The sequence below is a fragment of the Streptomyces sp. NPDC085946 genome, from assembly GCF_044540485.1.
Taxonomy (GTDB): domain Bacteria; phylum Actinomycetota; class Actinomycetes; order Streptomycetales; family Streptomycetaceae; genus Streptomyces.
Genome location: NZ_JBITSF010000024.1, coordinates 57,015 through 82,573, shown reverse-complemented (window position 1 = coordinate 82,573; position 25,559 = coordinate 57,015). Strand labels below are relative to the sequence as shown.

Annotated in this window: 19 protein-coding genes; 6 read left to right on the top strand and 13 right to left on the bottom strand. The window is 77.4% G+C overall.

Features of this window, described 5'->3' with window-relative positions:
- Positions 1-355 precede the first annotated feature (355 nt).
- Together ACIF8T_RS33435 and ACIF8T_RS33430 are read left to right on the top strand one after the other, a co-directional pair.
- On the top strand, positions 356-997 hold the full coding sequence (locus ACIF8T_RS33435) for a hydrolase (RefSeq protein WP_400040314.1): 642 nt from the start codon (positions 356-358) through the stop codon (positions 995-997).
- Between the two features lie 265 nt (positions 998-1,262).
- Positions 1,263-3,737 carry a glycoside hydrolase family 3 protein gene (locus tag ACIF8T_RS33430; RefSeq protein ID WP_400040312.1) on the top strand — a complete coding sequence of 825 codons (2,475 nt, stop codon included), beginning with the start codon at positions 1,263-1,265 and terminating at the stop codon, positions 3,735-3,737.
- 43 nt (positions 3,738-3,780) lie between these two features.
- On the opposite strand, the gene ACIF8T_RS33425 is transcribed toward ACIF8T_RS33430, so the two are convergent.
- Together ACIF8T_RS33425 and ACIF8T_RS33420 are read right to left on the bottom strand one after the other, a co-directional pair.
- Positions 3,781-4,641 carry an AraC family transcriptional regulator gene (locus ACIF8T_RS33425; RefSeq protein ID WP_400040310.1) on the bottom strand — a complete coding sequence of 287 codons (861 nt, stop codon included), beginning with the start codon at positions 4,639-4,641 and terminating at the stop codon, positions 3,781-3,783.
- Positions 4,638-5,612 (bottom strand): helix-turn-helix domain-containing protein, encoded by a 975-nt coding sequence (locus ACIF8T_RS33420; RefSeq protein ID WP_400040309.1) that lies wholly within the window; start codon positions 5,610-5,612, stop codon positions 4,638-4,640. The genes ACIF8T_RS33425 and ACIF8T_RS33420 overlap by 4 nt, the downstream gene beginning before the upstream one ends.
- A 394-nt stretch (positions 5,613-6,006) precedes the next feature.
- Between ACIF8T_RS33420 and ACIF8T_RS33415 the strand changes: the two genes are divergently transcribed.
- Entirely contained in the window at positions 6,007-8,787 is a 2,781-nt protein-coding gene (locus ACIF8T_RS33415) for an AAA family ATPase (RefSeq protein ID WP_400040307.1), read from the top strand.
- Positions 8,788-8,895: 108 nt separating this feature from the next.
- On the opposite strand, the gene ACIF8T_RS33410 is transcribed toward ACIF8T_RS33415, so the two are convergent.
- The 8 genes from ACIF8T_RS33410 to ACIF8T_RS33375 form a co-directional block, all read right to left on the bottom strand.
- Positions 8,896-10,173: an ABC transporter substrate-binding protein gene (locus ACIF8T_RS33410; RefSeq protein ID WP_400040305.1), complete on the bottom strand. Its 1,278-nt coding sequence runs from the start codon at positions 10,171-10,173 to the stop codon at positions 8,896-8,898.
- Entirely contained in the window at positions 10,170-11,300 is a 1,131-nt protein-coding gene (locus ACIF8T_RS33405) for a branched-chain amino acid ABC transporter permease (RefSeq protein ID WP_400040303.1), read from the bottom strand. Before ACIF8T_RS33405 ends, ACIF8T_RS33410 begins: the two co-directional genes overlap by 4 nt.
- Positions 11,293-12,189: a branched-chain amino acid ABC transporter permease gene (locus tag ACIF8T_RS33400; protein WP_400040301.1), complete on the bottom strand. Its 897-nt coding sequence runs from the start codon at positions 12,187-12,189 to the stop codon at positions 11,293-11,295. Before ACIF8T_RS33400 ends, ACIF8T_RS33405 begins: the two co-directional genes overlap by 8 nt.
- Positions 12,186-12,974 (bottom strand): ABC transporter ATP-binding protein, encoded by a 789-nt coding sequence (locus ACIF8T_RS33395; protein ID WP_400040299.1) that lies wholly within the window; start codon positions 12,972-12,974, stop codon positions 12,186-12,188. The genes ACIF8T_RS33400 and ACIF8T_RS33395 overlap by 4 nt, the downstream gene beginning before the upstream one ends.
- Positions 12,971-13,798, bottom strand: a complete 828-nt coding sequence (locus tag ACIF8T_RS33390; protein ID WP_400040297.1) for an ABC transporter ATP-binding protein — start codon at positions 13,796-13,798, stop codon at positions 12,971-12,973. The genes ACIF8T_RS33395 and ACIF8T_RS33390 overlap by 4 nt, the downstream gene beginning before the upstream one ends.
- Positions 13,799-14,419: 621 nt before the next feature.
- Positions 14,420-15,673: a PucR family transcriptional regulator gene (locus tag ACIF8T_RS33385; RefSeq protein WP_400040295.1), complete on the bottom strand. Its 1,254-nt coding sequence runs from the start codon at positions 15,671-15,673 to the stop codon at positions 14,420-14,422.
- A gap of 235 nt (positions 15,674-15,908) precedes the next feature.
- Positions 15,909-19,373, bottom strand: a complete 3,465-nt coding sequence (locus ACIF8T_RS33380; protein WP_400040294.1) for a LuxR C-terminal-related transcriptional regulator — start codon at positions 19,371-19,373, stop codon at positions 15,909-15,911.
- A gap of 295 nt (positions 19,374-19,668) precedes the next feature.
- Positions 19,669-20,622 carry an alpha/beta hydrolase gene (locus tag ACIF8T_RS33375; RefSeq protein WP_400040293.1) on the bottom strand — a complete coding sequence of 318 codons (954 nt, stop codon included), beginning with the start codon at positions 20,620-20,622 and terminating at the stop codon, positions 19,669-19,671.
- A 267-nt stretch (positions 20,623-20,889) separates the two neighbouring features.
- Between ACIF8T_RS33375 and ACIF8T_RS33370 the strand changes: the two genes are divergently transcribed.
- The 3 genes from ACIF8T_RS33370 (at position 20,890) to ACIF8T_RS33360 (ending at position 22,558) form a co-directional block, all read left to right on the top strand.
- Positions 20,890-21,180 (top strand): hypothetical protein, encoded by a 291-nt coding sequence (locus ACIF8T_RS33370; RefSeq protein WP_400040291.1) that lies wholly within the window; start codon positions 20,890-20,892, stop codon positions 21,178-21,180.
- 111 nt (positions 21,181-21,291) lie between these two features.
- Positions 21,292-22,179 carry a polysaccharide pyruvyl transferase family protein gene (locus tag ACIF8T_RS33365; protein ID WP_400040331.1) on the top strand — a complete coding sequence of 296 codons (888 nt, stop codon included), beginning with the start codon at positions 21,292-21,294 and terminating at the stop codon, positions 22,177-22,179.
- 58 nt (positions 22,180-22,237) lie between these two features.
- Positions 22,238-22,558, top strand: coding sequence for a DUF3040 domain-containing protein (locus tag ACIF8T_RS33360; protein WP_400040290.1), 321 nt, complete (start codon positions 22,238-22,240; stop codon positions 22,556-22,558).
- Positions 22,559-22,577: 19 nt separating this feature from the next.
- On the opposite strand, the gene ACIF8T_RS33355 is transcribed toward ACIF8T_RS33360, so the two are convergent.
- The 3 genes from ACIF8T_RS33355 to ACIF8T_RS33345 all read right to left on the bottom strand — a co-directional run bounded on the left by ACIF8T_RS33355 (position 22,578) and on the right by ACIF8T_RS33345 (position 25,431).
- Positions 22,578-23,474: a glycosyltransferase family 2 protein gene (locus ACIF8T_RS33355; protein ID WP_400040289.1), complete on the bottom strand. Its 897-nt coding sequence runs from the start codon at positions 23,472-23,474 to the stop codon at positions 22,578-22,580.
- Positions 23,471-24,379 (bottom strand): glycosyltransferase family 2 protein, encoded by a 909-nt coding sequence (locus ACIF8T_RS33350; RefSeq protein ID WP_400040287.1) that lies wholly within the window; start codon positions 24,377-24,379, stop codon positions 23,471-23,473. Before ACIF8T_RS33350 ends, ACIF8T_RS33355 begins: the two co-directional genes overlap by 4 nt.
- Before the next feature lie 62 nt (positions 24,380-24,441).
- Positions 24,442-25,431 (bottom strand): glycosyltransferase family 9 protein, encoded by a 990-nt coding sequence (locus ACIF8T_RS33345; protein WP_400040329.1) that lies wholly within the window; start codon positions 25,429-25,431, stop codon positions 24,442-24,444.
- Positions 25,432-25,559: the final 128 nt, after the last annotated feature.

The window sequence follows — 25,559 nt, the reverse complement described above, 5'->3', positions numbered from 1 at the left end:
CGGCCGCGGTGCCCCTCGCGCGCGGACCCGGCGGGCGCCGCCCGCGCGACCGCCGTGCGCCGCGGCGCGGTTGCGTCGGGCGCTGCTGCGCGATTCCACCGTGCGTTCCGCCGGGCGCTGCTGCGCGGTTGCGTCGGGCGCCGCGCCGCGCCGCGGTCCGGCCGGGGCGTGCGCGCCGGCGGATCGGTGCGCTGTGGGACCAGTCGCGGTGCGCTGTGCGCACAGGGGGCGCCCCGGCACTGCCTAGCGTGGCGACCGGGCGTTCGCGCGTGGCGCCCCGCCCCCGGGACCGCGGCCACGCCCGCCGGCCCCTGCCGCGCCGCTCCGCCGCCCCCCTCCGAGAAAGGCTCCCGTCATGGTCGACCTCGCCCGCGTGACCGCCTCGCCCAGCCCCGACCTGCTCACCCCGGACAACTGCGCGGTGCTGTTCGTGGACCACCGGCCGCAGATGTTCCTCGGCACCGGCAGCGGCGACCGCGCGGCGATCCTCAACGCCGCCGTGGGCCTGGCCAAGGCCGCCCGGGTCTTCGGCGTGCCGGTCGTGCTGAGCGCCGTGGCCGCCGCGCCGGCCTCCGGCCCGCTCGTCCCGCAGCTCGCGGAGGTCTTCCCCGGCCACCGGGTCATCGGCCGCACCACGATGAACGCCTGGGAGGACGTCGCCTTCGTCGAGGCGGTGAAGGCCACCGGGCGCGGGAAGCTCGTGATCGCCGGCCTGTGGACCGAGGTCTGCGTGGCCCTGCCCGCCCTGTCCGCCCTCGCCCAGGACTACGAGGTGTACGTCGTCACCGACGCCTGCGGCGGGGTCAGCCCGCAGGCCCACGAGCACGCCGTCCGGCGCATGCTCCGGGCCGGGGCGGTCCCGGTCACCTGGCTGCAGGTGCTGCTGGAGCTCCAGCGGGACTGGGCCCGCTCCGCGACGTACGCGGCGACCGCGGACGTCGTGGAGGAGCACGGCGGCGCCTACGGCCTCGGAACCCCCGGAACCCCCCTCGCCTGAAGCAGGGCATTACTCCTGTGGATGCCTTCCATCCATCGCCTCGATGAAAGGGCCGCACCTTCCGGAATTCAATTGAAATTTCATTTCGCATTTCAATTCGCCGAGTTTGTTTTCGCTGTTCAGAGGGCTTTTTTGATGAGGGGTCACCGAAGGGTTGACCCCTCTTCGAGCAGGCCGTAGCTTCCTCGCTCATTGGATGCATATTCCGCTTTCACGCCGTCGGGACACGGCCGTGAATTCCGCGCCCCTTCCGTCCGGAGCCGCTGTGAACAGACGAACCTTCCTCTCCGCCGCCACCTGCACCGCCCTGGCCGTCGGCATGGCCCCGGTCGTGGGCGGCCGGGCGGCCGCCGCGCCGGCCGCCGCGCAGGAGCGGGCCGACGCCCTGCTCGCCCGTATGACGGCCGCCGAGAAGGAGGCCCTCGTGCGCTGCGACTTCGCCGCCGTCGCCCACCTCGGCATCCCCGCCCTGACCATGGTCGACGCCTCGGCGGGGCTGCGGGGCGAGAAGGGCGTGACCGCCTTCCCCGTGCCCGTCGCCCAGGCGGCGGCCTTCGACGAGGACCTGGCCCGCCGCATCGGCGCCGCCATCGGCGCGGAGGGCCGCGCCAAGGGCTACAACAACCTGCTCGGCCCCACCGTGGACCTGACCCGGACCTGGCACTTCGGCCGGCAGTCCGAGGGCATGGGCGAGGACCCGCTGCTGGCCGGGCGGGTGGGGGCGGCCGTCACCGTCGGCCTGCAGAGCCGCGCCGTGGCGGCCACCGTCAAACACTTCGCCGCCTACACCCAGGAGACCGACCGCTTCTTCACCGACACCGAGGTCTCCGTCCGCGCCCTGCGCGAGATCTACCAGGCGCCCTTCCGCCACGTGGTCGCCGCCGCGCCGGCCACCTCGGTGATGATGGCCTACCCGAAGGTCAACGGCACCTTCGCGACGCAGCACCCGGCCCTGTTCGACGACCTGAAGAAGGGCCTCGGCCTGCGGGGCCACACCGTGCCGGACTTCTGGGCCGGGGACGACCAGGTCGCCGCCGCCCGGGCCGGCATGGACCTCGCCGGACTCGGCCCGGCCGGGGTGAGGATCCCCGCCGGATCGCTCACCGGCGGCGCGATCCCGGGCGCCCGGCTGGACGACGCGGCCCGCCGCGTCCTCGTCACGATGTTCGCGAACGGCCTCTTCGACCACCCCGTGCCCGCCCCGGCCGGGAACGTCAGCACGCGGGAGCACCAGGACCTCGCGCACGAAGCCGCGGTCGCCTCCACCGTCCTGCTCGCCGACTCCGGCACGGCGCTGCCGCTGCCCGCATCCCTGAAGTCGCTGGCGGTCATCGGCCCCGCCAGCACCGACGCCTTCACCGGCGTCGCCGGGTCCTCCTACGTCGACCCCGGCACCTGGACCACGCCCCTCCAGGCCATCCGCGACCGGGCCGGCACCTCCGTGAGGGTCACGCACGCGCAGGGCAGCAAGGGCGACCTGCCGCTGGCCCCGGTCCCGTCGTCGGTGCTGCGCGACGGCTCCGGCGCGGCCGGCCTGAACGCCGCCTACTATGCGGGCGCCGACGCCACCGGCACGCCGGTCGCGACCAGGACCGACCCGGCCGTCGACTTCACGAGCGCGCCGGTGGCGGGCCTGCCCGCCGTCTGGTCGGCGAAGTGGACCGGCACCCTCGTACCGGCCACCACCGGTCTGCACCGCTTCTCCCTGCTGCCCGCCGGCACCGCCACCCTGAAGATCGACGGGGCCACGGTCGTCTCCGGCACCCGGCACAGCCGCCGCTTCTTCCTGGGCCCGTTCGACTACCCGCTCCAGGGCACCGCCCGGCTGACCGCGGGCCGGGCGGTCACCGTCGAGCTGACCTACACCAACGCCACCGCCGACACCGGCTCCTGCGGCCTGACGCTCGGCTGGCAGCCCGAGTCCCTCATCCCGGCCGCCGTGGCGGCCGCCCGCGCGGCGGACGCCGCCGTCGTGTTCGTCAACCGGGTCGCGGGCGAGGGCATGGACCACGGGCAGCTCGGCCTGCCCGGCGACCAGGACCAGCTCGTCTCCGCCGTGGCCGCCGCCAACCCGCGCACCGTCGTCGTCCTCAACACGGACGGCCCGGTCGCCCTGCCGTGGCTGGACGACGTGGCGGCCGTGGTGCAGGCCTGGTACGGCGGGCGCGGCATGGGCACCGCCCTCGCGGCGGTCCTCTTCGGCGACAGCGACCCCTCCGGCCGCCTGCCCGTCACCTTCCCCGCCGACGCGACCCAGGGCCCGGGCACCACCGCCGCGACCTACCCCGGCACGAACGGCACCGTCTCCTACGCCGAGGGCATCGCCGTGGGCTACCGGTACTACGACGCCGAGGGGCAGCGGCCGCGCTTCCCGTTCGGCCACGGCCTGTCGTACACGACCTTCGCCCACGGCTCCCTGGCGGCGGCCTACGACCCGGCCGGGAAGACCGTCACCCTGTCCGTCACCGTCACCAACACCGGCCGCCGGCAGGGCACCGAGGTGGTCCAGGTGTACGCCGCCCTGCCCGGCGCGGCGGCCGCGGAGCCCCGCCGCCTGGTCGCCTTCCGGAAGGTCACGCTCGCCGCGGCCGGCTCGCGGCGGCTGACGTTCACCGTCGGCGCGCGGGACCTGAGCGTGTGGCAGCCGGGCGGCTGGACCCTCGTGCCCGGCTCGTACACGTTCGCCACCGCCCGCTCCTCGCGCGACCTCACCGCCCGGCGGACCGTGACGATCGGCTGACCTCCCCCGGTGTGCGCGACGCCCGTCGGCCGCGGGGCGGGCGTCACGCGGTCCGCCCGCCGGCCGCGGCCGCCCGCCACTGGCTGGGGGACATGCCGTAGGCCTCGCGGAAGCTGCGGCTGAAGTGCGAGGGGCTGGTGAACCCCCAGCGGTGCGCGACGGCGGCGACGGCGGTCCGCCGGCCGGGCCGGGCCAGCTCGCGCCGGCAGGCGTCGAGTCTGCGCTGCCGCACCCACCGGCCGACCGTGGTGCCGTCGTCGTGGAACAGCTGGTGCAGGTGGCGCACGGAGATGTGGTGGGCGCGGGCGATCGTCTCCGGGGACAGGTCCGGGTCCGGCAGGTGCTCCTCGACGAACGCCCGGATCCGGGCCGGCATCCCGCCGTCCGCGGGGCGGCGGGATGCCGGCCCGTCCGCCGGGAGGAGTTCGCCGACGAGGACGGCGAGCAGGTCCACGGCGCCGCGGGCGAGCCGTTCGCCGAGCGCCGACCGGTGGAACTCCGGCTCGGCGGCCAGCGCGGCCAGGAAACCGGACACCAGCGCGCCCAGGCCCTCGCCGCCCGGCACCCGCGTCCCGAGCACGCGCTCCAGTTCCGGTTCCGGGACGCCGAGGAAGCGGCGCGGCACACCGAAGAACACCATCCGGCAGCCGTCGCCGGGGCGCGGGAGGTGGCGCCGGTCCGGGGAGCAGAGGACCAGGTCGCCCGGCGCGGTGCGGGCCGCCGTCCCGGCACGGCCGGGGTCCGGCGGCCCGGGCACGTGCAGGCCCACGTACAGGGCTTCGCCCGGTCCGCCGTCCGGCAGGGCGGCGAGCATCCGGAGGCATCCGAGGTCGACCACCGCGGGCGGGCCCGCCGTGGCCGCGCCGCCGTCTCCCGCCACGCCCGGGGCCGCCGGCGCGGTCACGGCCACTCGCTCGGGGACGTCCCGTGCGCGGCCCGGAACACCCGGCTGTAGTGGGCGGCGCTGGTGAAGCCCCAGCGGTGGGCCACCGCGGCGATGGTCAGGCCCGTGGTCCGGCGGTGGGCCAGGTCCCGCAGGGAGGCCTCCAGGCGGCGGCCCAGGAGCCAGCGGCCGACCGTGGTGCCCTCGGCCTCGAACAGTGTGTGCAGGCGGCGCACCGAGATGTGGTGGGCCGCCGCGACGGCCGCCGGGGTCAGCCCGGGGTCGGCGAGGTGCCGGACGATGTACGCCCGGATCCGCAGCAGCAGCGCCGCGTCGCCGCTCGGCGTGTCCGCGGGGAGGCGGCCGAGCCGTTCGTCGGCCACCGCGGTCAGCAGGTCCGCGGCCCTGCGCGCGAGCAGTTCGCCGGAGGACGGACGGAGCGTGTCCGCGGTGTCCGCGAGCCGGGACAGGAACGTGGCCAGCAGGGCGCCCAGTGCCGTGTCCGGGCGGAGCGGGGTGGCCGTGATCCGCCGCAGGTCCGGCTCGCCGAGCGCCAGGGCGTGCCGGGGCAGGACGAGGGAGGTGGTCCGGAAGGGCTGCGGCAGGAGCAGCCGGACCGGGCGGGCCGTGTCGTAGACGAAGACCTCCCCCGGCCGCACGGCCGCGTCGCGGCCGTCCTGGGCGAGCCGGGCGGCGCCCCTGACGAGCAGCTTCACGACCACGCGCCTGTCCTCGCCCCGGGCGACGAGGCGCCGGGTGCGGCGGGTCCGCAGCGGCTCGCCGTCCACGGTGACGACCTGGAACCGGCCCAGCGGCGCCGTGCGGATCGTGCCGGAGCCCACCTCCTCGGGAACGGTCATGTCCACGGCGCCGAAGGTCCGGGACAGGGCGTCGCGCCAGTAGGCGCGCCGCCGGTGGCCGGGCACGCGGGCGGTGGTGAGCAGTCCGCGTGCCGGGCCGGCCTCAGCGCGTGCCGGTGCGCCCGGTGTCATCGTCTCCGCCTTTCCCAGGGGTCGTGGAGCGGTGGGGCGCCGCGGGCAGGACGCGTGTCCGCGGAGGTGGTCGCGAGCGGCCCCGTACGCGTACGGGGCCGCCGCGAGCCGCGTCGCGGTCCGCCGGGGGCCGTGCGGGGCCCCGGGTCCGTCCGGTCCCCCACCGGTCACGATGCTGCCGGTGGCGGGCACGGCCACGCTTCTGTCATGTGACCGGTCGGCCGCGGCCCAAGGGCTCGGGCCGTGCGCCCGCAGAGCCGGACCGGTGCGCGGCCGCGGGGCCTCCCCGTCCGTCCGCCCACGTGGCTGACCTGGCATGATGCGGACGGGAGCGGCGAGCGGGCGCTCGCGTTCCGCGTCGGCTCGCCGGGGGACGGCCGGACGGAGACGGAACATGGACCTCGGCGGGGAACGGGCGCCCGCGCCCCTGGTGCTGGGCCGGGACCGCGAGGTGTCCCGGATCGCGCGGCTGGTCGACGCGGCGCGGGGCCCCGGCCCGAAGGTGCTCGTCCTGGCCGGTGAGCCGGGGGCGGGCAAGAGCACCCTGGTGGACTGGGCCGCCGCGCGGGCCGGGGCGGACGGCCTGCGGGTGCTCAGGGTGCGCGGCAGCGAGGGCGAGGAGGACCTCGCGTTCGCCGGGGTGCACCAGTTGCTGCGTCCGGTCCTCGCGGGCGCCGAGCGCCTTCCCCCGCCCCAGCGGGACGCCCTGCGCGGCGCGTTCGGCACGGCCGAGGCGGACCCGGCCCGGCCGCCGGACCAGTTGCTCATCCGGCTGGGCGTGCTGACGCTGTTGTCGGAGGCGGCGGCCGGACAGCCCCTGCTGATCGCGGTCGACGACGCCCAGTGGCTGGACGTCGGCTCCCTGGACGTCCTGGCGTTCGTCGCCCGGCGCCTCGACGGCGAACCCGCCGTCCTGCTGCTCGCCGCGCGCGAGGACGCGGTGCCGGCGCGCTTCGACCGCGACTTCCCGCACCTGACCGCCGGGCCCCTGGAACGGGCCGCGGCCGGTCTCCTGCTGGACGCGCAGCCGTGTCCGCCGCGGGGCCGGGCCCGGGCGCAGATCCTGCGGCAGGCGAGCGGGAACCCCCTGGCCCTCATCGAGCTCAGCCGCGCCTTCGCCCGGGAGCCGGACGGCCACGACCCGGGGCCGGCCGACTCCCTGCCCCTCACCGCCCGGCTGGAGCACCTCTTCGCCGCCGGCCTGTCCGCCCTGCCGGAGGAGACCCGGCGCGTCCTGCTGCTGGCGGCGGCCGCCGGCACCGCGCGGCTGTCGGACGTGCTGCCCGCCGCGCCGGACGTGGACGGCGCGCACGTCTGGCGGCCCGCCGAACGGGCCGGGCTGGTGCGGGTCGAGGGCGGCCGGGTGCGGCTGCGCCACCCGCTGGTCCGCTCCGCGGTGTACCGGGCCGCGTCCTTCGCCGAGCGCCGCGCGGCCCACCTGGCGCTCGCCGCCACGCTCGGGCACGAGCCGGACCGGCGCGCCCGGCACCTCGCCGCGGCGGCCCTCGGCCCGGACGCGGAGGTCGCCGGCGCCCTCGCGGACAGCGCGCAGCGCTCCATGCGGCGCGGCGGTCACGCGGCCGCGGCCGCCGCCCTGGAACGCGCCGCCGAGCTCACCGCGGAGCCGGAGCTGCGGGCCCGCCGCCTGCTCGCGGCGGCCGAGTCGGCGATGTACGCGGGGCATCCGCAGTGGGTCGGGGAGATCACGTCCCGGGTCGACCCCCTCACGGACGACCCGCGGCTGCTCGCCGAGGCGTCCCTGCGGGCCGGCTGGGCGCTGGCCGTCACCCTGCGCCACGACGACTCCCTGGGCTTCCTGCTGCGCGTGGCCGAGACGATGGCCCCGCAGGCTCCCGCCCTGGCGCTGGACGCCCTGGGCACGGCCGCGACGCCGGCCTACAACTCCGGCGATCCCTTCTACCGGGCCGAACTGCGGCGGATCGACGCCCTCGTCGCCGCGCCGGACGAGGACGGCCCCGACCGGCTGTGGCTGACGGCGGTCCGCGACCCGTTCACCGCACGCGCCTGGCTGCTGCCCCGGCTCGCCCGCGCGGCCGGCGCCCTGCCGGAGGACTCCCTCGCCGCCTTCGTCGTGCTCGGCGCCACCGCCTGGATCCTCGACGAGACCGACCGGGCCGTACGCCTGTACGGCCGGGCCGTGGACCACCTGCGGCGGGCGGCGACGGCCGGCACCAACGCCACCCTCACGCAGGCCCTCGCCCTCGCCCAGTTCGAGAGCGGGGCGTGGGCCGCGGCCCGGACGACCGCCGAGGACGCCCTGTGGATGGCGACCGAGACGGGCGCGGACAACGTCACCGTGGGCGCCCGGCTGCTGCAGGCCACGCTGTGCGCCGCGCGCGGGGAGCACGCCGCCGCGCGGGCGCGGGCGTCGGACGCCGTCCGCGGCGTCGACCTGCGCGCGTCGCGCAGCCTGTACGTGCGCCACCGCCACGCGCTCGGCATGGCGGCCCTCGCGCGGGGCGACCACCGGGCGGCGTACGAGGAGTTGCGCCGGGCCTTCACCCGGGACTTCGAGCCCGTACCGGTGCACTACCACGCCTCGCCCTACTACCTGGCCGACCTGGCCGCGGCGGCCGTCCGGGCCGGGCAGGAGGCCGACGCCCGTGCGGTGCTGCACGCCGCCGGGCGCACGCTGGGCGACTCCCGTTCGGCCCGCCTGGACGCGGTCGTGCACCGGGCCGCGGCCCTGCTGAGCGACGAGGACGACGTCGCGGAGCGCCACTTCCGCGCGGCGACCGGGCCGGACGGCACGCCGTGGCCCTTCGAGTACGCCCTCGCCCACCTGGACTTCGGCGAGTGGCTGCGGCGTCGGCGGCGGACCGCCGAGGCCCGTCCCCTGCTCGGCACCGCCCTGGGGATCTTCGAACGGCTGGACGCCCGGCCCTGGCTGGAGCGGGCCGCCGCCGAACTCCGCGCGGCCGGGGTGGCCACCGCGCCCGCCCCGGCGCCCTGGGCGGTGGCTGGCCTGACGCCGCAGGAGATGCGGATCGCCCGGCTGGCGGCCCAGGGCCTGACCAACCGGGACATCGGCGCCCGGCTCTACCTGTCGCCCCGCACCGTCGGCTTCCACCTGCACAAGATCTTCCCCAAGCTCGGCATCACCGGCCGCGCCCAGCTGCGCGGCGCCCTGGGGGACGAGGCCGAGCCGCGCTGAGGGGGGTGTGGCGGCGGCCGGGCGGCGGCACGCGCCGCGCGGCGGACGCGGAGCCGGGTCGCCCCGGTCGCGGCCGCCGCGCGGTGCCATGCCGGCGGGGAGCCCCGGTCAGCCGCTGCGGGACGCCAGGTACTCCTCGACGCCCGGCGCCCGGTGGGCGTCCTCGGCGTTCACCACGTTGCCCACGGCCTTGGCGTCGGGGCGCAGCACGTAGGTCTCGACGCTGGCGGGGCGGGAGACGTCGGAGAAGTCCTGCGGGGTGCCGAGGCCGGTGTCGGCGTTCTTCTGGGAGCGGTGCGCCTTGACGACGTCCTCGCGGGCGAGGCTGCCCGCCTCGCAGGCCTTCTTCAGGTCCATGCCGAGGAGCTGGGCGGCGTTGTAGCCGGACAGGACCCCGGAGTCGACCGGCGAGCCCGGGTACTTCTTCTGGTACGACGCCACCATGGTCTTGACGCCCGGCAGGTCGGAGCTGACCGCGGGCGCGGCGCTGACCACGTGCAGCATGGCCGCCAGGGCCGGTGCGGCGGGCGTCTTCATCAGCTGGGGCGCGAAGCCGGGGGCGCTGCTGACGACGGGGACGCGCAGCCCGCGGGAGGCCGCGACACCGACCAGGGAGGCCGTCTGGGCGGGGCCCGCGCTGATCAGGACGGCCTTGACGCCCTCCTTGCGCAGCGCCGAGACCTGCGCGGACAGGTCGGTGTCCGTCGCCTTGATCTTCTGCCCGGCGATCTTGAGCCCGGCCTTCTCCGCCGCCCAGGTGGCGCCCTCCAGCGCGTTGGCGCCGTAGTCGCCCTCGAAGTAGACGTGGCCGATGGTGTCGCCCTTCTTCAGTCCCTTGGTGCGGGTGAGGAAGTCGACCGCGGCGATCATGTCGACGTCGTAGGTGGTGCCGAGGACCTGGATGGGGTCCTTGCCGAGCAGGGAGGCCGCCCAGGCCTGCGGGAAGGTCAGCGTCTTGTCGCGCTCGATGTCGTCGAGGAGGGCCGCGACGACCGGGGAGCCGATCACCTGGGGCAGCGCGACGACGTCCGGGGCGATGTCGGCGTAGGCGGTGACCGCCTTCTGCACGTCGTAGCCGTGGTCCTTGACGACGATCTCCACCTTGCGGTCGCAGATGCCGCCCTTGGCGTTGGTCTCGTCGGCCCACATCTGCTGCGCCTGCACGATGCTCTTGCCGAGCGTGGCGTAGGGGCCGGTCAGGTCGGTGAGGGCGCCGAGTCTGATGGTCTCGGCGTCCACGCCGGGGCCGGTGCGCAGGCCGCCGGCGGAGTCGCCGCCGCCGCCGTCGCCGTCCGCCTTGGAGCTGCATCCGGTGGCCGCGATCAGCAGGGCCAGGGCCCCGGCGAGGACGGCGGTGGTGGTGCGGTGCCTGGGGTGGGTGGTCACGGGGTGTGCTCCTTGGGTCGTACGGGTGCGGCGGGGTGTTCGGGCGCGGGGCCGGGGTCCGGGGCGGGCGCGCCGGGCCCGCGCCGGGCCAGCCGGGCGCGGGCGCGGCGGACCAGCCCGTGCAGGCCGTCGGGGGCGTACAGCAGGACGACGACGATGGCGGCGCCGTAGAGGTAGCGGGCCGCCTCGGTGGGGCCCACCGCGCCGTCGGCGGAGCCGGGGGCGGCGACCAGCGGCAGCTGGTCGGCGTACCGGGTCATCAGCAGCGGGAGCGCGGTGACGAAGACGGCGCCGGCGGTGGCGCCGGCGACCGAGCCGAGGCCGCCGATGACGATCATGGCGAGGTAGTCGACCGACAGGGCGAGGGAGAAGTAGTCGGGGACGACGCGGCGGAAGGAGAGCGCCAGGAGGACGCCGGCCAGGCCCGCGTACATCGACGACACGACGAAGGCCGCCGAGCGGTGCCGGGCGACGTCCACGCCCATCACCGCGGCCGCGGTCTCGCTGTCGCGCAGCGCGGCCAGCGCCCGGCCGGGGCGGCCGCGCAGCAGGCCCCGGGCGGTGAACCAGGTGAGGGCGAACAGCGCCAGGCCCAGGTACCACAGACGTTCCTCGGCGCCGAACGGCACGCCCAGGACCGTCAGTGCGGTGTCGTCGGTGGCGAAGGCGAAACCGCCCACCTCCAGCGGGGGCACGGAGCGGCCGTTGAAGCCGCCGGTGACCGAGTCGGCGGTCAGCAGCACGTGGTGGCCGAGGAAGACCAGGGCGAGCGTGGCGACGCCCAGGTAGATGCCCCGCACCCGGCCGGCGACCGGGCTGAACAGGCCGCCCGCCGCTCCGGCCAGCAGCACCGCGAGGACGGCGGCGAGCGCGGACGGCAGGCCGGGGCCGGGTTCGCCCGCCAGCCAGGCGTAGCCGTAGGCGCCGACGGCGAGGAAGAAGGCGTGGCCGAGGGAGAGCTGTCCCGCGGTGCCGCTGAGCAGGGCCAGGCCGATGGCGCCGATGGCCGCCGCCATGGAGAACAGGCCGATGCGCAGCCAGAAGGCGTCCAGGTAGAAGGGCGGCAGGCACAGGGCCAGGGCGATCAGGACCGCGCCGGCCGGGCGCGGGATGCGGCGCTCAGACACGGGCCGCCCCCTTCCCGCCGAACAGCCCGGTGGGCCGGACCAGCAGCACCAGCACCATCACGGCGTACGGGGCGACGTCGCCGAAGCCCTCGCCGAGCACGTGCAGGTCGGACTGGTAGCCGACGACGAGCGCCTCGGTCAGGCCGATCAGCAGGCTGCCCGCCAGGGCGCCGGGCGGGGAGGCCATGCCGCCGAGGATCGCGGCCGGGAACGCGTTGAGCGCGATCTGGCCGGTGCTGCGCTCCAGGCCGGGCGCGGGGAACGCGGCGAGGAACACCGCGGCCAGCGCGGCCAGCGCCCCCGCCAGGCACCAGGCGACGGCCCGCACCCGGGACAGCCGTACGCCCATCAGCGCGGCGGCCTCCAGGTCCTCGGCCGCCGCCCGCAGGGACAGCCCCCAGGCGGTGAACCGGAACAGGGCGAACACCCCGCCGATCACCACGGCGGACACGGCGATCGCGGCGAGCCGACTGTCGGCGACGGTGACCGGGCCGAGGGTGGTGACGGAGTCGCCCCAGGGGTCGCCGAGGGTCAGCAGGTCGCCGCCGATGCGGCGGGCCAGGTCGGTGAGCAGGACGATGTCGATGCCGATGGTGACGATCGTCTGGACGTGCGCGGCGCGCGGGTCCATGCCGACGGGCTGGAGCAGGAAGCGGTCCAGGGCGCCCGCGACGGCGGCGGTCGTGGCGATCGCCACCGCCAGCGCCCCGAGGAAGCCGAGGTCGTCGTGGAGGACGGCGGTCAGGTAGCCGCCGAGCAGGAGCAGCGAGCCGTGGGCGAAGCTGAGCACGCCGGACGCCTTGAAGATGACGACGAAGCCGAGCGCGACCAGGGCGTACACCGCGCCGAGCGCGAGGCCGTTGAGGACGTTGTCCAGGAAGGCGGTCATGCCGCGTCCTCCTCTCCGGGGGTGCCGAGGTAGGCGCGCAGCACCTCGGGGTCCCGGCGGACCTCGTCCGGGGTGCCGTGGGCGATGACGCGGCCGAAGTCGAGGACGGTGACCTCGTCGGCGAGGCGCATGACGAGTCCCATGTCGTGCTCCACCAGCAGGACGGACAGGCCGAGTTCGGCGCGGATCTCCCGCACGGTCTCGGCGGTGCGGGCGCGTTCGCCGGCGTTCATGCCGGCCACCGGCTCGTCGAGGAGCAGCACGCGCGGTTCCAGGCACAGGGCGCGGGCCAGTTCCACGCGCTTGCGGTCGCCGTACGACAGCAGGGCCACCGGACTGTCGAAGTGCCGGGCGAGACCGGTGAGTTCGGCGATCTCGCGGGCCCGGGCGCGGTGCTCGCGCTGTTCGCGCACGGCCCGCGGCAGGCGCAGCGCGCTCGCGGCGAACCCCGCGCGGGAGTGGGCGTGGCGGCCGAGCATGAGGTTGTCGGCGACCGTGCCCTCGGTGGTGACGATGTTCTGGAAGGTGCGGGCCACGCCGAGCGCGGCGATGCGGTGCGGGGCGAGCCGGGTCAGGTCGGTGTCGCCGAGCCGGACCGTGCCGGAGGCGGGGCGGGTCAGGCCCGACAGGACGTTGAAACTGGTGGACTTGCCGGCCCCGTTGGGGCCGATGAGCGCGTGCACCGAGCCGGGCGCGACCGTGAGGGACACGCCGTCCAGCGCGGTCAGACCGGCGAACCGCACGGTGACGTCGCGCACCTTCAGCTCGGGGGGAGAGACGTTCACGCGGCCCCCTGCTCGCCGGCCGGCCGGCCGTGGGCGGCCGTCCCGCCGGGTGTCCCCTCGTCCGCCGTCTCGCCCAGGTACAGGCGGCGGACCGCGTCGGTGCGGGCGAGCTCGTCGGCGGGCCCGGACAGCCGGATCTCGCCGACCTCCAGGACGTACGCCCGGTCCGCGAGGGACAGCGCCATGCCGGCGTTCTGCTCGACCAGCAGCACGGCGGTGCCCTGGGCGTTGATCTCGCGGACCACCTCGGCGATCCGGTACACCATCTGCGGGGCGAGCCCCAGGGAGGGTTCGTCGAGCAGCAGCAGGCGCGGCGCGGCCATCAGGGCGCGGCCGATCGCGAGCATCTGCTGCTCCCCCCCGGACAGCAGGCCGGCGGCCTGCTGGGTGCGCTCGGCGAGCCGGGGGAAGAGCGTGAAGACGCGCTCGCGGGCCTCCTTCACCAGGGCGGGGCTGCGCCGGCCGAGCCCGAGGCCGCCGCTGCGCAGGTTCTCGTCGACGCTGAGGCCGGCGAAGACGCGCCGGCCCTCGGGGACCTGGACGACTCCGGCGCGGACCGCCGCGACCGGGTCCTGGCCGTCCAGCACCGTGTCGCCGTAGCGGATGCGGCCGGCCGTGATCACGCCGCGGTGCAGGCGCAGCGTGCCCGACACGGCCCGCAGCAGGGTCGTCTTGCCGGCGCCGTTCGCGCCGAGCAGTGTCACGACGCCGCCGTGCGGCACGGTCAGGGACACGGAGCGGAGGGCGGACAGGGCGCGCCCGTACGTCACGTCGACGTTCTCGACGTGCAGTGCGGGCCGGTCGTCCGGTGGTGCTTCGGGCATCGCGGCTCCTCGGGGCCGTGCCAGGTCCGGCACTGGGCTTCGGGGGGAAGGGAGCCTCACGACAGCACGGGGGCCGGGCGGCGGTACAGGTTCCGGGGCGGGCTCGCTGCGGTGTCCCAACGCGGGCGGGTGGGGGTTGTGCGGGCGCCCAGTGGGGATTCCGGGGGGCCGGGGGCTCTCGGCGGGCCGGGGGCCTCGGGGGCGGGGCCCGCGGGGTACGGCGGGCGGGCGGGGCGGGGCGGCTTCGGGTGGGGCGGTGCGGCTTCGGGTGGGGGCCGGGCCTTCGGGCCGAGCGGGGTGGGCGGAGGCCGTGCTCGTGCACTGCACGGGGCGGGCGGGGTCCGCGCCCGGGGGCCGCACGAGGGCGGGCGAGAGGGTGCCCTCCGGGCCGTACGGGCGGGCGGAGGCCCGTGCGTCCGCACCGCACGGGACGGGCGGGGCTCCCGTACGAAGCCGGTGCCCGCCCGGCGGCGGGGCGCGGGGTGCTGGTGTGCCCCGCCGCCGGGTGCAGGGCGCTTGTGCGCGTGCCCAGTGCGCGGCCCGGGGCCTTGTGCCGGCGCAAGGCCCCGGCACAAGGCCCCGGCGAGGGGGGGCGGGCCTGCGCGCACGCGCGGCGCGGGCTCAGCGGGGCAGGAGGCGGCGGGCGCTCAGGGCCAGGCTGACCTCGACCAGGTCGGACGGGCGGGAGAGGGAACGCCCGGTCAGCTGCTCGTAGCGGCGCAGGCGGTTCAGGACGGTGTTGCGGTGGCAGTACAGCCGGCGGCTCGCCCGCTGGGCGGAACCGTCGCAGGCCAGCCAGGTGGCCAGGGTGTCCAGCAGCACCTCCGCGTCGGCCGGCTCCAGGTGGGCCAGCGGGCCGACCAGCCGGTCGGCGAGGGCGGCGCCGAGTTCGGGGCTGGAGACCACCAGCGCCTCGGGCAGGTGATCGGCCAGCCGGACGGTGCCGCCGTCCTCCGGACACAGGCGCAGCGCGGTGTCCGCCAGCCGGCGTGCCTCGCCGACGGCGGCCAGGCCCTCGACGACGCCGCTGACGCCGACGCGCGCGCCGGGCACCGGTTCGACGCCGGGCACCCCGTCGGTGCCGTCCTCGACCAGGACGACGCCGTAGTCCGCGTCCGCGCCCGCGTGCCAGTACGCGCGCGTGCCGGGCTCCGGGACGGCACGGGCGCCGCCGGACGGGTCCGGGCCCGCCACCGCGACGACGACGTACCGGCCGTGCTCCGGCAGGTCCAGCGCCTGCGCGGCCTCCGGCAGGTCGGCGATGCGGCTGGTGCCGTCCAGCAGGGCGGCGGCCAGCAGCCGGACCCGGTTCTCGCGCCGCCAGGCGAGCTGCCGCTCGGCCTGCCGGTAGGCGTCCGCGACCAGGGTGCAGTGCTCGTCGACGAAGTCCCACACGTCGGACGCCACGTGCACCAGCAGCCGCACGTCCTCGGGGGCCGCCCGGCACGTCTCGTCGACCAGGCCCTGCCACACCAGCGAACCGCCGAGCCGGAAGGCGTGCAGCAGCGCGTCCAGCGGCAGGCCCTGCTCGGCGCGGGTCACGCCGATCCGCCACGAGCAGCGGCGCGCCGAGTCCCGGGTGCCCCGGGGGTCGAGCAGGGAGGAGACGCTGTGCCGCAGCGAGCGGTGCGCCTCCTCCCAGATGCCGGCGGGGTCGCTCTCCAGCGCGGCCCGGTAGGCGGGCTCCTGCTCCCGCAGGACGGCGACCAGGCGGTCGGTGAGCTGGGGCAGGTCCGCCAGCAGCACCCGGGCGGCGCGGTGCAGCACGTGCAGGGCGTCGGCGTCGATCAGCGACCGCACGCGCGGGTTGCGGGTCCGCGCGGCGGGCGCCGGTCCGGGGCGGAGCACGGTTCGTGGCCGTACGGCGTGGTGCATCGTGGTTCTCCCCCAGGGTCGGCTTCCCGGCGGCGCCCGCGCGGCGGTCCCCGCACCGGCGCCCGGCCGGCCGCGGAGCGCCGGGCCGGCCGCCACCTGACTCGTCCTGCCCCGAAGGATGGCATACCGTCCGGTCGGTCCCTAGTGCTTTGCACGGGTCTTTTCCCCGGCCCGTGCCCGGACCCGGGCCGGACGCCGGGATCCGGTCACCCCCCTGCGGCGCTCCGGCCCGGCCTCACAGCAGGGCCCCGGTCTTCTCCGCCTGCTCCACCATGCGGGCCAGCTCGACCCGGGAACGGACCCCGAGCACGGCGAAGACGTTGCGCAGGTGGTAGTCGACCGTGCGGGTGCTGACGGACAGGCTGAGGGCCACCTCCCGGTTGGTGGCGCCCTCGGCGACGCACCGGACGATGCGCAGCTGCTGCGGGGTCAGCCGGGACAGCGGGCCCGCCCCGGCCCGGCAGGCCTCCCCGGCCGCCGTCGTGCTCGGCGCGGCGCCGTTGGCGCGCAGTTCCGCGCCCGCCTGCTGGGCCCAGCGGCCCGCGCCGCACAGCTCGAAGTCGAGCAGCGCGGCGCCGAGCCGGGCCCGTGCCTCGCGCAGCCGCCGCCTGCGCCGCAGCCACTTGCCGTAGAGCAGTTCGGTGCGGGCCCGTTCGAAGTCGCCGGCCGCCTCCTCGTGCCGGTCCAGGGCCTCCCGGAAGAGCGCGTCGGCCGCGTCCGGCGGGGCCAGCAGGGCGCGGCAGCGCAGGAGTTGGGCGGGCGCCTGGGGGTCGGCGTCGCAGGCCGCCCAGACGGCGAAGTCCTCGACGACCGGGCGGGCGGAGTCGGGCTGGCCGCTGAGCGCGGCGGCCTCCACGTAGCAGGGCACGGCGAGCATCCACACCGCGAAGTGGCCGCGCCGGGGTCCCGGGCGGACCAGCGGGCCGAGCCGGTCGGCGGCCTCCCGGGGACGGCCGCGGCCCAGGTCGGCGCGGGCCGCCGCCCACTGCGCGAGGGTCGCGGCCTGCGCCAGGCCGTGCCGCCGGGCCGTCTGCAGCGCGGCCGTCACGTGCCCGGTGACGAGGTCGGTGTCCGCCTCGATGGAGGCGGCCAGGGCGAGGACGGCGTGGTGGTGGGCGGCGCTGTTGCGCTGTCCCGTCCGGTACGCGCTGCGCAGCCCCTCCTCGGCGTGGGTGCGGGCCAGCGCGTGCCGTCCCGCGCGCAGTTCGGCGTAGGCCAGGTACTCCAGGGCCCGGGGTTCGAGGGCGGCGGAACCGAGGGTCCGGGCCGCCGCCAGCGCCCGGGCACCGGCCCGGCGCGCGGCGGTCACGTCGCCCAGCAGCAGGGCGGCCGCCGCCGAGCGGAGCAGCTGGTCGGGGTCGTCCGCGGGCCGCCCCCGGTCCACCACGCGCCGCAGCGGCACGGCCGCCAGGTCGAACCGGCCCCGCAGGACGGCCCGCATGCCCTCGCGGTGATCACACAGCAGGGCGTGCGGGGGCCCTTCGGCTTCCGGCGGGGGCTCCCCGGACCCGACGGCCCCAACGGGCTCCTGGGATTCCGGAGATCTCCGGGATTCGGCAGACCTTTGGGATTCTGGAGATCTCTGGAATTCGGGAGACTCCTGGGATGCGGCAGCCTCCTGGGATGCGGCGGACCTTTGGGATTCAGGAGACCCCGGCAGCCCTTCGGCCCCCTCCGGCTCAAGAGCCCGCAGGCACGCCGCCATGTCCCCCGCGGCCCACGCCGCGTCCGCCGCGGCCAGGGACGCCGTGGCGGCCTCCTCCGGGTGCCGGGGCGCGAGCAGCCGGGCGGCGAGCAGGAAGGACTCGCGGGCGTCGTCCACGGGCCCGTCCGCCAGCAGGGCCGTGCCGCGCAGGAGTTCGGCCCGGCCCCGTACCGCCGCCGGTGCCGGACGGCTGCGGGCCGCGTCCAGCAGCCGCAGGGCCTCGGACGCGTCCCCCGCGAGCAGGGCCTGCGCCGCGGCGGCCGTGTAGCGGTGGGCCCGCCGCGCCCCGTCCGGTGTCAGCTCGGCGGCGCGGGTGTGGGCCGTGCAGCGCAGGGCGTGCGGGAGGTCGGCGGCCGGGTCGGCGGCGGCCTCCGCCAGGGCGTCGGCGACGGCCGCGCCGGGAGCCGCCGAGGCCCACGAGCGGTGCAGCAGCGCGAGCAGCCGCGGTCCGCCGGACAGCGCACGGGACAGCGCCTGGTGGGCGGCGTGGCGCCGTTCGGGGGACGCCGCCGCGTACACCGCCCTGCCGAGCAGCGCACTGCGGAACCGGAGCCGCCCGTCGGCCGCCAGCAGCACCTCGGGCAACGGCCCCGCCGCCGGCACGCCCGCCCCGCCACCCGCCGGCCCGGCCTCCGCCAGGACGACGGGGTGCGGGTCCGGACGCCACGGGCCCTGACCGTCCGGCCCCCCGGCCGCCGCCTGGACGGCCACCTGCGGATCCGGACACCGGACGGCCGCACCTCCGCCGAGCCCACCGCCCGGCCCTTCCGCCCCCGCCAGGACGACGGGGTGCGGGTCCGGACGCCGTGGACCCCGGCCGTCCGGCTCCCCGGCCTCCCCCGGGACCGCCACCTGCGGATCCGGACACCATGGACCCTCCCCGTCCGGCTCCCCGGCCTCCCCCGGAACGGCCACCTGCGGATCCGGACGCCGTACGGCTCCACCTCCTCCGAGCAGCCCGCCACCCGGCGCCTCCGCCCCCGCCAGGACCGCCACCTGCGGGTCCGGACGCCATGGCCCCTCACCACCTCCGGCCCCACCACCTCCGGCCCCGCGACCCAACCCCGCCGCCTCCCCCGGCACGACGAAGTACGGGCCGGGACGCCGGGGAACCCCGCAGTTCCCGGGTCCGCCCCCCGCGCGTCCCTCGGCCACCGCCGCCCGCACGAGCTCGGCGTCGGCGTCCGGCTCGCCCGAGGCCCGTACGGCGGCCGCGAGCGTCAGGAGCAGGTCGTGCTGCTCCGGCGGCAGCCCGGTCAGGCATCCCCCGGCCGCGGCGGTCAGCACCTCGGCGTCGGCCAGCGGGCGCGGCAGCGGGCGGCGGCCGCCGAGCTGGGCCGGGGACAGCCGCCGGACCAGGGCCAGCAGCAGGGCCGGGCTGCCCTCCGCCTCCGCCACGAGCTCGTCGCGCACGTCCGGAACGACGGCCCCGTCCGTCGCGTCGTCCACCAGCGCCGCCGCGTCCGCGGGGCTCAGCGGGCCGAGGCGCAGCACGGGCAGCCCGGCGAACTCGGGGTCCACGGGGCGGTGTCCGGCGACGCCGAGCAGGAGTCCGAGGCCCGGCCGGGGCGCCGCGTGCAGGCGGGCCGCCGCGTGGCCGAGGGCGGCCCGCGAGGCGGCGTCCCACAGGTGGGCGTCGTCCACGCACACCAGGACGGGTTCCCGCGCGCCCCTCGCGTCCAGGGCGGCGAGCAGCGCCTCCCCCGCCGGCGCGGCGCCGGGAACCGCGTCCGGTGCGCCCGTCGCACGGAGCAGCGCGCGCAGTCCTCCGTACGGCTGCCCGGAGCGTGCCGGGTCGGCCCGCAGCGCCGTCACCGGGCCGGCGGTGAAGGAGCGGGCGGCGGATTCGAGGAAGGCCGTGCGGCCGCAACCGGGTTCACCGGTCACCACGCGGACGCCGCCGTCGGTGCGCAGCCGGTCCAGCAGCCCGGCGACCGCCTGCCGTCGCGCGCGGTACCGGAGCGGAACGGGTCTCGGAGTCGTCTGTCCGGTCATTCCCGCCACGTTACTTCCGCGTAACGTCAGGCGGAAGGCTGGCGTCCACACCGTCCCGGCGGCACTTCGGCGGCGTCACCTGCCCGTTCGGGAGCTCCGCGCGGCGGCCGGCCTGTGGCGCCGCACAACGCGGCGGACCCGGCGCGCTGCACGCGCACAACACCGGGGGCCGCCCCCGCGACTCCCCTCCCGGGCACAGCGGTCCGGGGCGGGCACACACAAAACCGGTGGCGGCCACGTGGGCCGCCACCGGTGGACGCGCCGTGCGCGCCGGTCGCCAACTCCCGTACGGGAGTCAGGAGGTGTGCGGGCAGTTGCCGCGGTACTCCTCGATCGTCAGGCTCGGCCGCGGCAGCGGGCACAGGAACTGCTCGTAGCGGGTGTCGTTGTCGATGAAGCGCTTCAGCCAGCTGATGCTGTACTTCGCGATCGTCGTGTCCGAGGTGTTGGGCGTGAAGTGGGTGGCGTTGTTCAGCTCCAGGTACGCCTTGTCCAGCGACGACGGCAGGTTCGTGTAGAAGGGCTCGGCGTGGCTGGAGACCGGGGCGATCGTGTCGCCGTCGGCGCCGAAGATCAGGGTGGGCGTCCTGACCTCGGACCAGGTCTTGTCCAGGTTCCACGGCGTCAGCGGGATGGCCGCCTGGAGCGAGGGCCGGTCCTTGGCCGCCTCCAGCGAGCCGCCGCCGCCCATCGAGTGGCCCATCACGCCGAGCCGGGTGGCGTCGACCCGGCCGCGCACCGAGCTGCGCTGGGTGAGGTAGTCCAGCGCGGCCAGGAGCTGGTCGCCCCGGGAGTCCGGCTGGTCGACCGTGGTGTTGGTGTCGATGGTGAACACCACGAAGCCCTGCGAGGCGAGCCGCGGCCCCAGCCAGGCGATCGAGGACTCGTAGGCGGTGAAGCCGGGCGAGATCGCCACGGCGCCGAACGTGCCGTCGGCGGTGCTGGTCGGGTAGTAGATGGTGCCGCCGCCGAAGCCGGTGACGGAGAGCGAGGAGACGCTGGTCTGGGAGACGGCGTACGGGCCGCGCGTGGCCGTGACGCTGCTCTCGGTGGGCGCCGGGCCCCGCTCGTAGGGGTTGTCCGCCGCGTGGGCGCCGGGGCCGGTGAGGGTGGTGAGTCCGACGACAGCGGTGACCGCCGCGGCGAGGCCCGCGAGCCGGCCGGTCCCGCGGCGCGGGGCCCGGGCCGGGGTCGGGAGCGCGGTGCCGCTCCCGGTGCTGGTGCCGGTGCTGCTGTGGGGATGCTGCACGACGAGTCGTCCTCTCGGTCGTCGGCGGACGACCGGGCACGGGCGCACGGGGGTACGACGCGGAACGCGTCCGTGCGCCGGCCGCCGGGCTCCGCCGTTGGGCTGGCAGGTGTCACTGTCGGCGGGGAGGCACCGCCCCGGGACCGGCAATGTCACCGGTCTCGTCACCGCGTCAGGGCCCGCCGTTCCCGCGCCCGTTGACGCGCCGTCACGGCACCGCCCGGATCGTCACCGGTTCTTCACACGCGCCGGACGCATCAGCGGCCGATGCCCGAGCACCCGTACTCACGTCTCCTGGTCGAGGGGTCCGTCATGGTCTGGGTCGCCGTACTGCTGCTGCCGTTCCTGAGCGTCATGCTCCTGGTCGCGGACCGGGTGGAGGAGCGCCTGTTCGAACCCGCCCCCGCGCGGCGCAGGCACGCCGCGGGCAAGCGGCACCTGCGGCTGATCCGGGGCGGCGCCGGACGGGAGCGGACCGCCGCCGCAAGCGCCGCCGAGGGCGCGGTCGCCGCCGCGTCCGGTGACGCCTTGGGCGAGACGCGGGGCCGGGCCGCCTGAGCCCACCCCGCAAACCGGACATATGGCTTGATTGCACCCGCTGTGACGGGGCACTCCGGCACTGTGCAGACACAGCAGACGCATGAGCGCATACGACCGCGGCGAGTGCTGCTGACCGGCTGGTTCAGCTTCCTCGACGGGGAGGCCACCGCCGGCGACGTCCTGGCGCTGCGCCGCGTGGAGGACGTCCTGCGGGGCACGGGCCTGCCGTACGACGTCGCCTGGAGCCCCGGCTTCCTGCCCGAGGCGCTGCACCTGGACGACGTGCGCCCCGGCGACTACACCCACCTGGTGTTCGTGTGCGGCCCGCTGCACGGGCCGCAGGTCGAGGAGCTGCACCGGCGGTTCGCGCACTGCGTGCGGATCGCCGTCGGCACCTCGGTCATCGACCCCGGCAGCCCGGCCGTGACCGGCTTCCACCGGGTGCTGCCGCGCGACGCGCCCGACCGCGAGCCGGTGGAGGACCTGGCGGCCCGCGCCCCGGTGGTGCCGGCCCGACCGGTCGTCGGGGTGATCCTCACCCACGGCCAGCACGAGTACGGCGAGCAGCGGCGGCACGACCGGGTCGCCGAGGAGGTGACGCGCTGGCTGGCCGGGAAGGACTGCGCCCGGCTGGAGCTGGAGACCCGGCTGGACACCCGCGACTGGCACCTGAGCGCGACGCCCGCGCAGCTCCAGTCCGTCCTGGCCCGCCTCGACCTCGTCGTCACCGACCGGCTGCACGGGCTGGTGCTCGCCCTGCGGGTCGGCACGCCGGTGCTGGCCGTCGACCCGGTGGCGGGCGGCGCGAAGGTGACCGCGCAGGCCCGGGCCTGCGGCTGGCCGGCGCTGCTGGCCGCCGAGCGGCTGGACGTGCGGCAGCTGGACCGCTGGTGGGACTGGTGCCTGACCGGCGGCCGGGTCAGCGCCCGGCAGATCCGCGACGCCTTCCAGGAGGGCGCGGTGCCGGACAGCGCGGACCGGCTCGTCGAGGCGCTGGTGCCGCGCGCCGCCGGTTAGCGCGCGAGGGGCCCGGGCACCCGGTGGTCCGTGTCGCGCCGCCCCGGAAGGAGACAGAGTGTCCATCGGCCGGCTCCCCGAGCACGAACAGCGCATCCTGGACGAGATGGAACGGGTGCTGCGCCGTGACCGCCGCCTCGACCGGCGGCTGCGCACCTTCAGCCCGGGCCGCCCTCCCGTGCCCGCGCGGGTGCTGGTCCGCATCGCCTCCTGCACGCCCCGGCCGCGGAGCGTGGCCGCCGCGCTCGCGGTGTCGGTCGCGCTGATGGTGTCCGGGATCGTCACGTCCGAGCCGGCGGTGATCTGGGCGTTCGCCGTGGTGTGGCCGCCGACGCTGTTCCTGGTGTTCCGGCTGCTGTGCCGGTGGTCCGAACACTGAGCGCGCGCCGGCCGCGGGGTCAGCCGATGTAGCGGCGGGCGGTCGAGGTCCGCTGCCCGGGTTCCAGGAGCCGCAGCCTCGACTCGACCTCCGGGGGCAGCACGCGGCGCTCCCGCAGCACCCACGGCAGCGCGGCGGCGGCCTCGGCGAAGGCGCGCAGGGAGGCGGTGTCGCGCGGGACCGTGCGGGCCAGGTCCAGGGTGCGGCGCAGCGCGGGACCGACCGGCCGGCGCAGCCAGGTGAACCACAGCGTGTTGCGGATGCCGTGCGTGCGGCGCAGCCGCGGGTCCCGCGCCGCGGACGGGTGGTGATGGACCGTCAGGTGATCGGCGTACGTCAGCCACCAGCCGTCGGCCGCGAGGTCCACGGCGAGCAGTTCCTCCTCGCCGCCCAGCCACAGCCGGGGGTGGAAGCCGCCGGCGGCCCGGAAGGCGTCGGTGCGCAGCACGGTCGCCGCGGCCAGGAAGGAGCCCAGCGCCGGGCCGGGCAGCCAGTCCGGCCCGGGGATGGGCGAGTCCCGCAGCTCCTTGACGATCGGGTCCTCGGTGCCGCCGGGCTCGACGACGATCCGGGCGGTGACCGTGCCGAGGGCCGGGTGCCGGTCGAGCAGGTCCGCGGCCCCGGACAGCGCGCCGGGCGCCCACCAGGAGTCGTCGTCGCAGAACGCGGTGTAGGGGGTGCGGACCTCGCGCACCGCCAGGTTGCGGCCGACGGCTCCGAGGTTGCGGCCGGGCGTCAGCAGCCGCACCCGGGGGTGCAGGCGGGCGACGGCGGCCGCGGTGCCGTCCGTGGAGCCGTTGTCGGTGACGATCACCGGGGGGTGCTCCGGCAGTTCGGCGAGCCGGTCGAGGGTGCGCAGGAGTTCGTCGCGCCGGTTGTGGGTGATGACGACGACGGTCGTGCGGGGGTCGGTCATGCTGTCGCTCCGTCCAGCAGTCGGGCGGCCCGCTCCACGTGCGGCGGCAGGGCCCTGCGGTCGCGCAGGGCCGCGGGCAGGCGGGCGAGCGTCTCGCGCAGGGCGCGCCGGGCCTGGCCGTCGCGCCGGGCCTCGGCCGCCAGGTCGCGGGTGCGGGCCAGCGCGTACGGCAGGGGGCGGCGCAGCCAGGCGGTGAGCACCGCGTTGCGGCGCTGGACGGCCGGGCGGTCCGCGCGGGGCACGGGCGCCGGGTGGTGGTGGGCGACCACGCCGGGGCAGTGGGTGACGCCCCAGCCGCGGGCGGCCAGGTCGTACGCGAGGAGGGTCTCCTCGCCGCCGAAGAACAGCACCCGGTGGAAGCCGCCCGCGTCCAGGTAGGCGCTGCGGCGGACCACGGAGGCGCAGGCGAGGAACCCCAGCACCTGGGTGCCGGGCAGGTCGCCGGCCGGGCCGAGGGGCGAGGCGGCCAGCACGTCGTTGAGCGGGTCGGGTTCCGCGGCCGGGCCGACCAGGGTGCGGGCGGCGATCAGGCCGAGCCGGGGGTGGGCCTCGAACAGCCGCACCGCCGTGCTCAGCGCGCCGGGCGCCCACCAGGAGTCGTCGTCGCTGAACGCCACGTACGGCGTCCTCAGGGCGCGCGTGCCGTGGGTGCGGGCCAGGGCGCCGCGGTTGAACGGCAGGGCCAGGACGCGGACCCGGGGGAAGTCGCGGCGGACCATCGCCCGGGTGTCGTCGGTGGAGGCGTTGTCCGCGACCAGGATCTCCGGTCGCTCGGGGAGGGCGAGGAGGTGGCGCAGGGCCACGGCGAGGCTCGCGGAGCGGTTGCGGGTGGCGATGACGACGCCGATGGGGCTGCGGCCGGTCTGCGGCACGGCCGTGCCGCGGTCCGTGGGTGGGGTGGTCATGGTGCGGTCCCCTTCACGGGCTTCGGTTCGGGCTCACGGACGGTCCGGGGAGCCGTCGGGGTTCAGGCCTCCGGCAGGCCGTCCAGGGCGGTGAGGACGTCGTCGGGGGTGATCCGCAGCAGCGCCGGGTCCGGGGTGCGGCCGTGCGGGTCGCCCTCCGGGCCGTACCACAGGGCGCGGTGCCGGGGGTGCGCGGGCGGGCCCCAGCGGCTCGGCGCCACCGGGCCGAACAGGGTCACGGAGGGCGTGGCGTGGGCGGCCGCCAGGTGGGCGATGCCCGTGTCGCCGCTGACCACGGCGCGGGCGCCGGCGACCAGCGCGGAGAGCCGCTCGAAGGGCAGGCCGCCGCCGAAGACGTCCGTGTCGGGCAGCCCGGCCCGCTTGGCGAGCCGGGCCACCGGATCGGCCTCCTCCGCTCCCCCGGTCACCACCACCCGCCGGCCGCGCTCGCGCAGCGCGGCGGCGACCGCCGCGTACCGCTCGACGGGCCAGCAGCGGGCGGGCGACCCGGCGCCGGGGTGCACGACGACGGCACCGGGCGCGGGCGAGGCCGCCGCCGGGCGGGGCAGCCGCAGGTCGGCGGGGTCGGCGTCGATGCCGTACGCCCGGAGCAGCCGGCACCAGCGGTCGCGCTCGTGTTCCTCGGCGTACCAGGGCGGACCCTCGACCTCCGGGGTCCCGGGGTGGGCGAAGGCCAGCAGCCGCGCGGGGCGCAGCGCCATGAGCAGCCGGTGGCTGGGCGGTCCGTTGCCGTGCAGGTCGACGGCGACGTCCGGGGGCGGGCCGGTCCAGTCGAGGGTGGCGGGGACCGCCCGGCCGGGCGCGGCGGCGGGCAGCAGCAGGTCCACGGCCCCCGTCGCCGCGGCGACCGGGGCGAGCTCGGCGGGCGCGGCCAGCACGATCTCGTGCCCGGGGAAACCCCGGCGCAGGGCCCGCAGGGCGGGGACACCGGCCAGGAGGTCACCCAGTCCGAGGGCGCGCAGCACGAGGACGCGGGGCGGCCCCTGCGGGCCGGCTCCCGTGATGCGGTCCTCCGCGCCCACCGGCTCCATCGTGCTCCTTCGTCCGGGCATGTCAGCAGCCTGCCCGGTCCGGAGCGGCTCCGCCGCCGCAGAGGGGCCCATCGGGTGCCGCCGGCCCGCGCACGGCTCCGCCGGGCCGGGCGGCGCCGCGTCCCCGG

Bases quoted from the DNA above. Each gene is read 5' to 3' on its own strand.
- ACIF8T_RS33355 (WP_400040289.1), bottom strand. From the start codon at position 23,474: ATGACCGACCCCCGCACGACCGTCGTCGTCATCACCCACAACCGGCGC.
- ACIF8T_RS33370 (WP_400040291.1), top strand. From the start codon at position 20,890: ATGCCCGAGCACCCGTACTCACGTCTCCTGGTCGAGGGGTCCGTCATG.
- ACIF8T_RS33415 (WP_400040307.1), top strand. From the start codon at position 6,007: ATGGACCTCGGCGGGGAACGGGCGCCCGCGCCCCTGGTGCTGGGCCGG.
- ACIF8T_RS33420 (WP_400040309.1), bottom strand. From the start codon at position 5,612: ATGACACCGGGCGCACCGGCACGCGCTGAGGCCGGCCCGGCACGCGGA.
- ACIF8T_RS33380 (WP_400040294.1), bottom strand. From the start codon at position 19,373: ATGACCGGACAGACGACTCCGAGACCCGTTCCGCTCCGGTACCGCGCG.
- ACIF8T_RS33400 (WP_400040301.1), bottom strand. From the start codon at position 12,189: ATGACCGCCTTCCTGGACAACGTCCTCAACGGCCTCGCGCTCGGCGCG.
- ACIF8T_RS33345 (WP_400040329.1), bottom strand. From the start codon at position 25,431: ATGGAGCCGGTGGGCGCGGAGGACCGCATCACGGGAGCCGGCCCGCAG.
- ACIF8T_RS33435 (WP_400040314.1), top strand. From the start codon at position 356: ATGGTCGACCTCGCCCGCGTGACCGCCTCGCCCAGCCCCGACCTGCTC.
- ACIF8T_RS33350 (WP_400040287.1), bottom strand. From the start codon at position 24,379: ATGACCACCCCACCCACGGACCGCGGCACGGCCGTGCCGCAGACCGGC.
- ACIF8T_RS33385 (WP_400040295.1), bottom strand. From the start codon at position 15,673: ATGCACCACGCCGTACGGCCACGAACCGTGCTCCGCCCCGGACCGGCG.
- ACIF8T_RS33390 (WP_400040297.1), bottom strand. From the start codon at position 13,798: ATGCCCGAAGCACCACCGGACGACCGGCCCGCACTGCACGTCGAGAAC.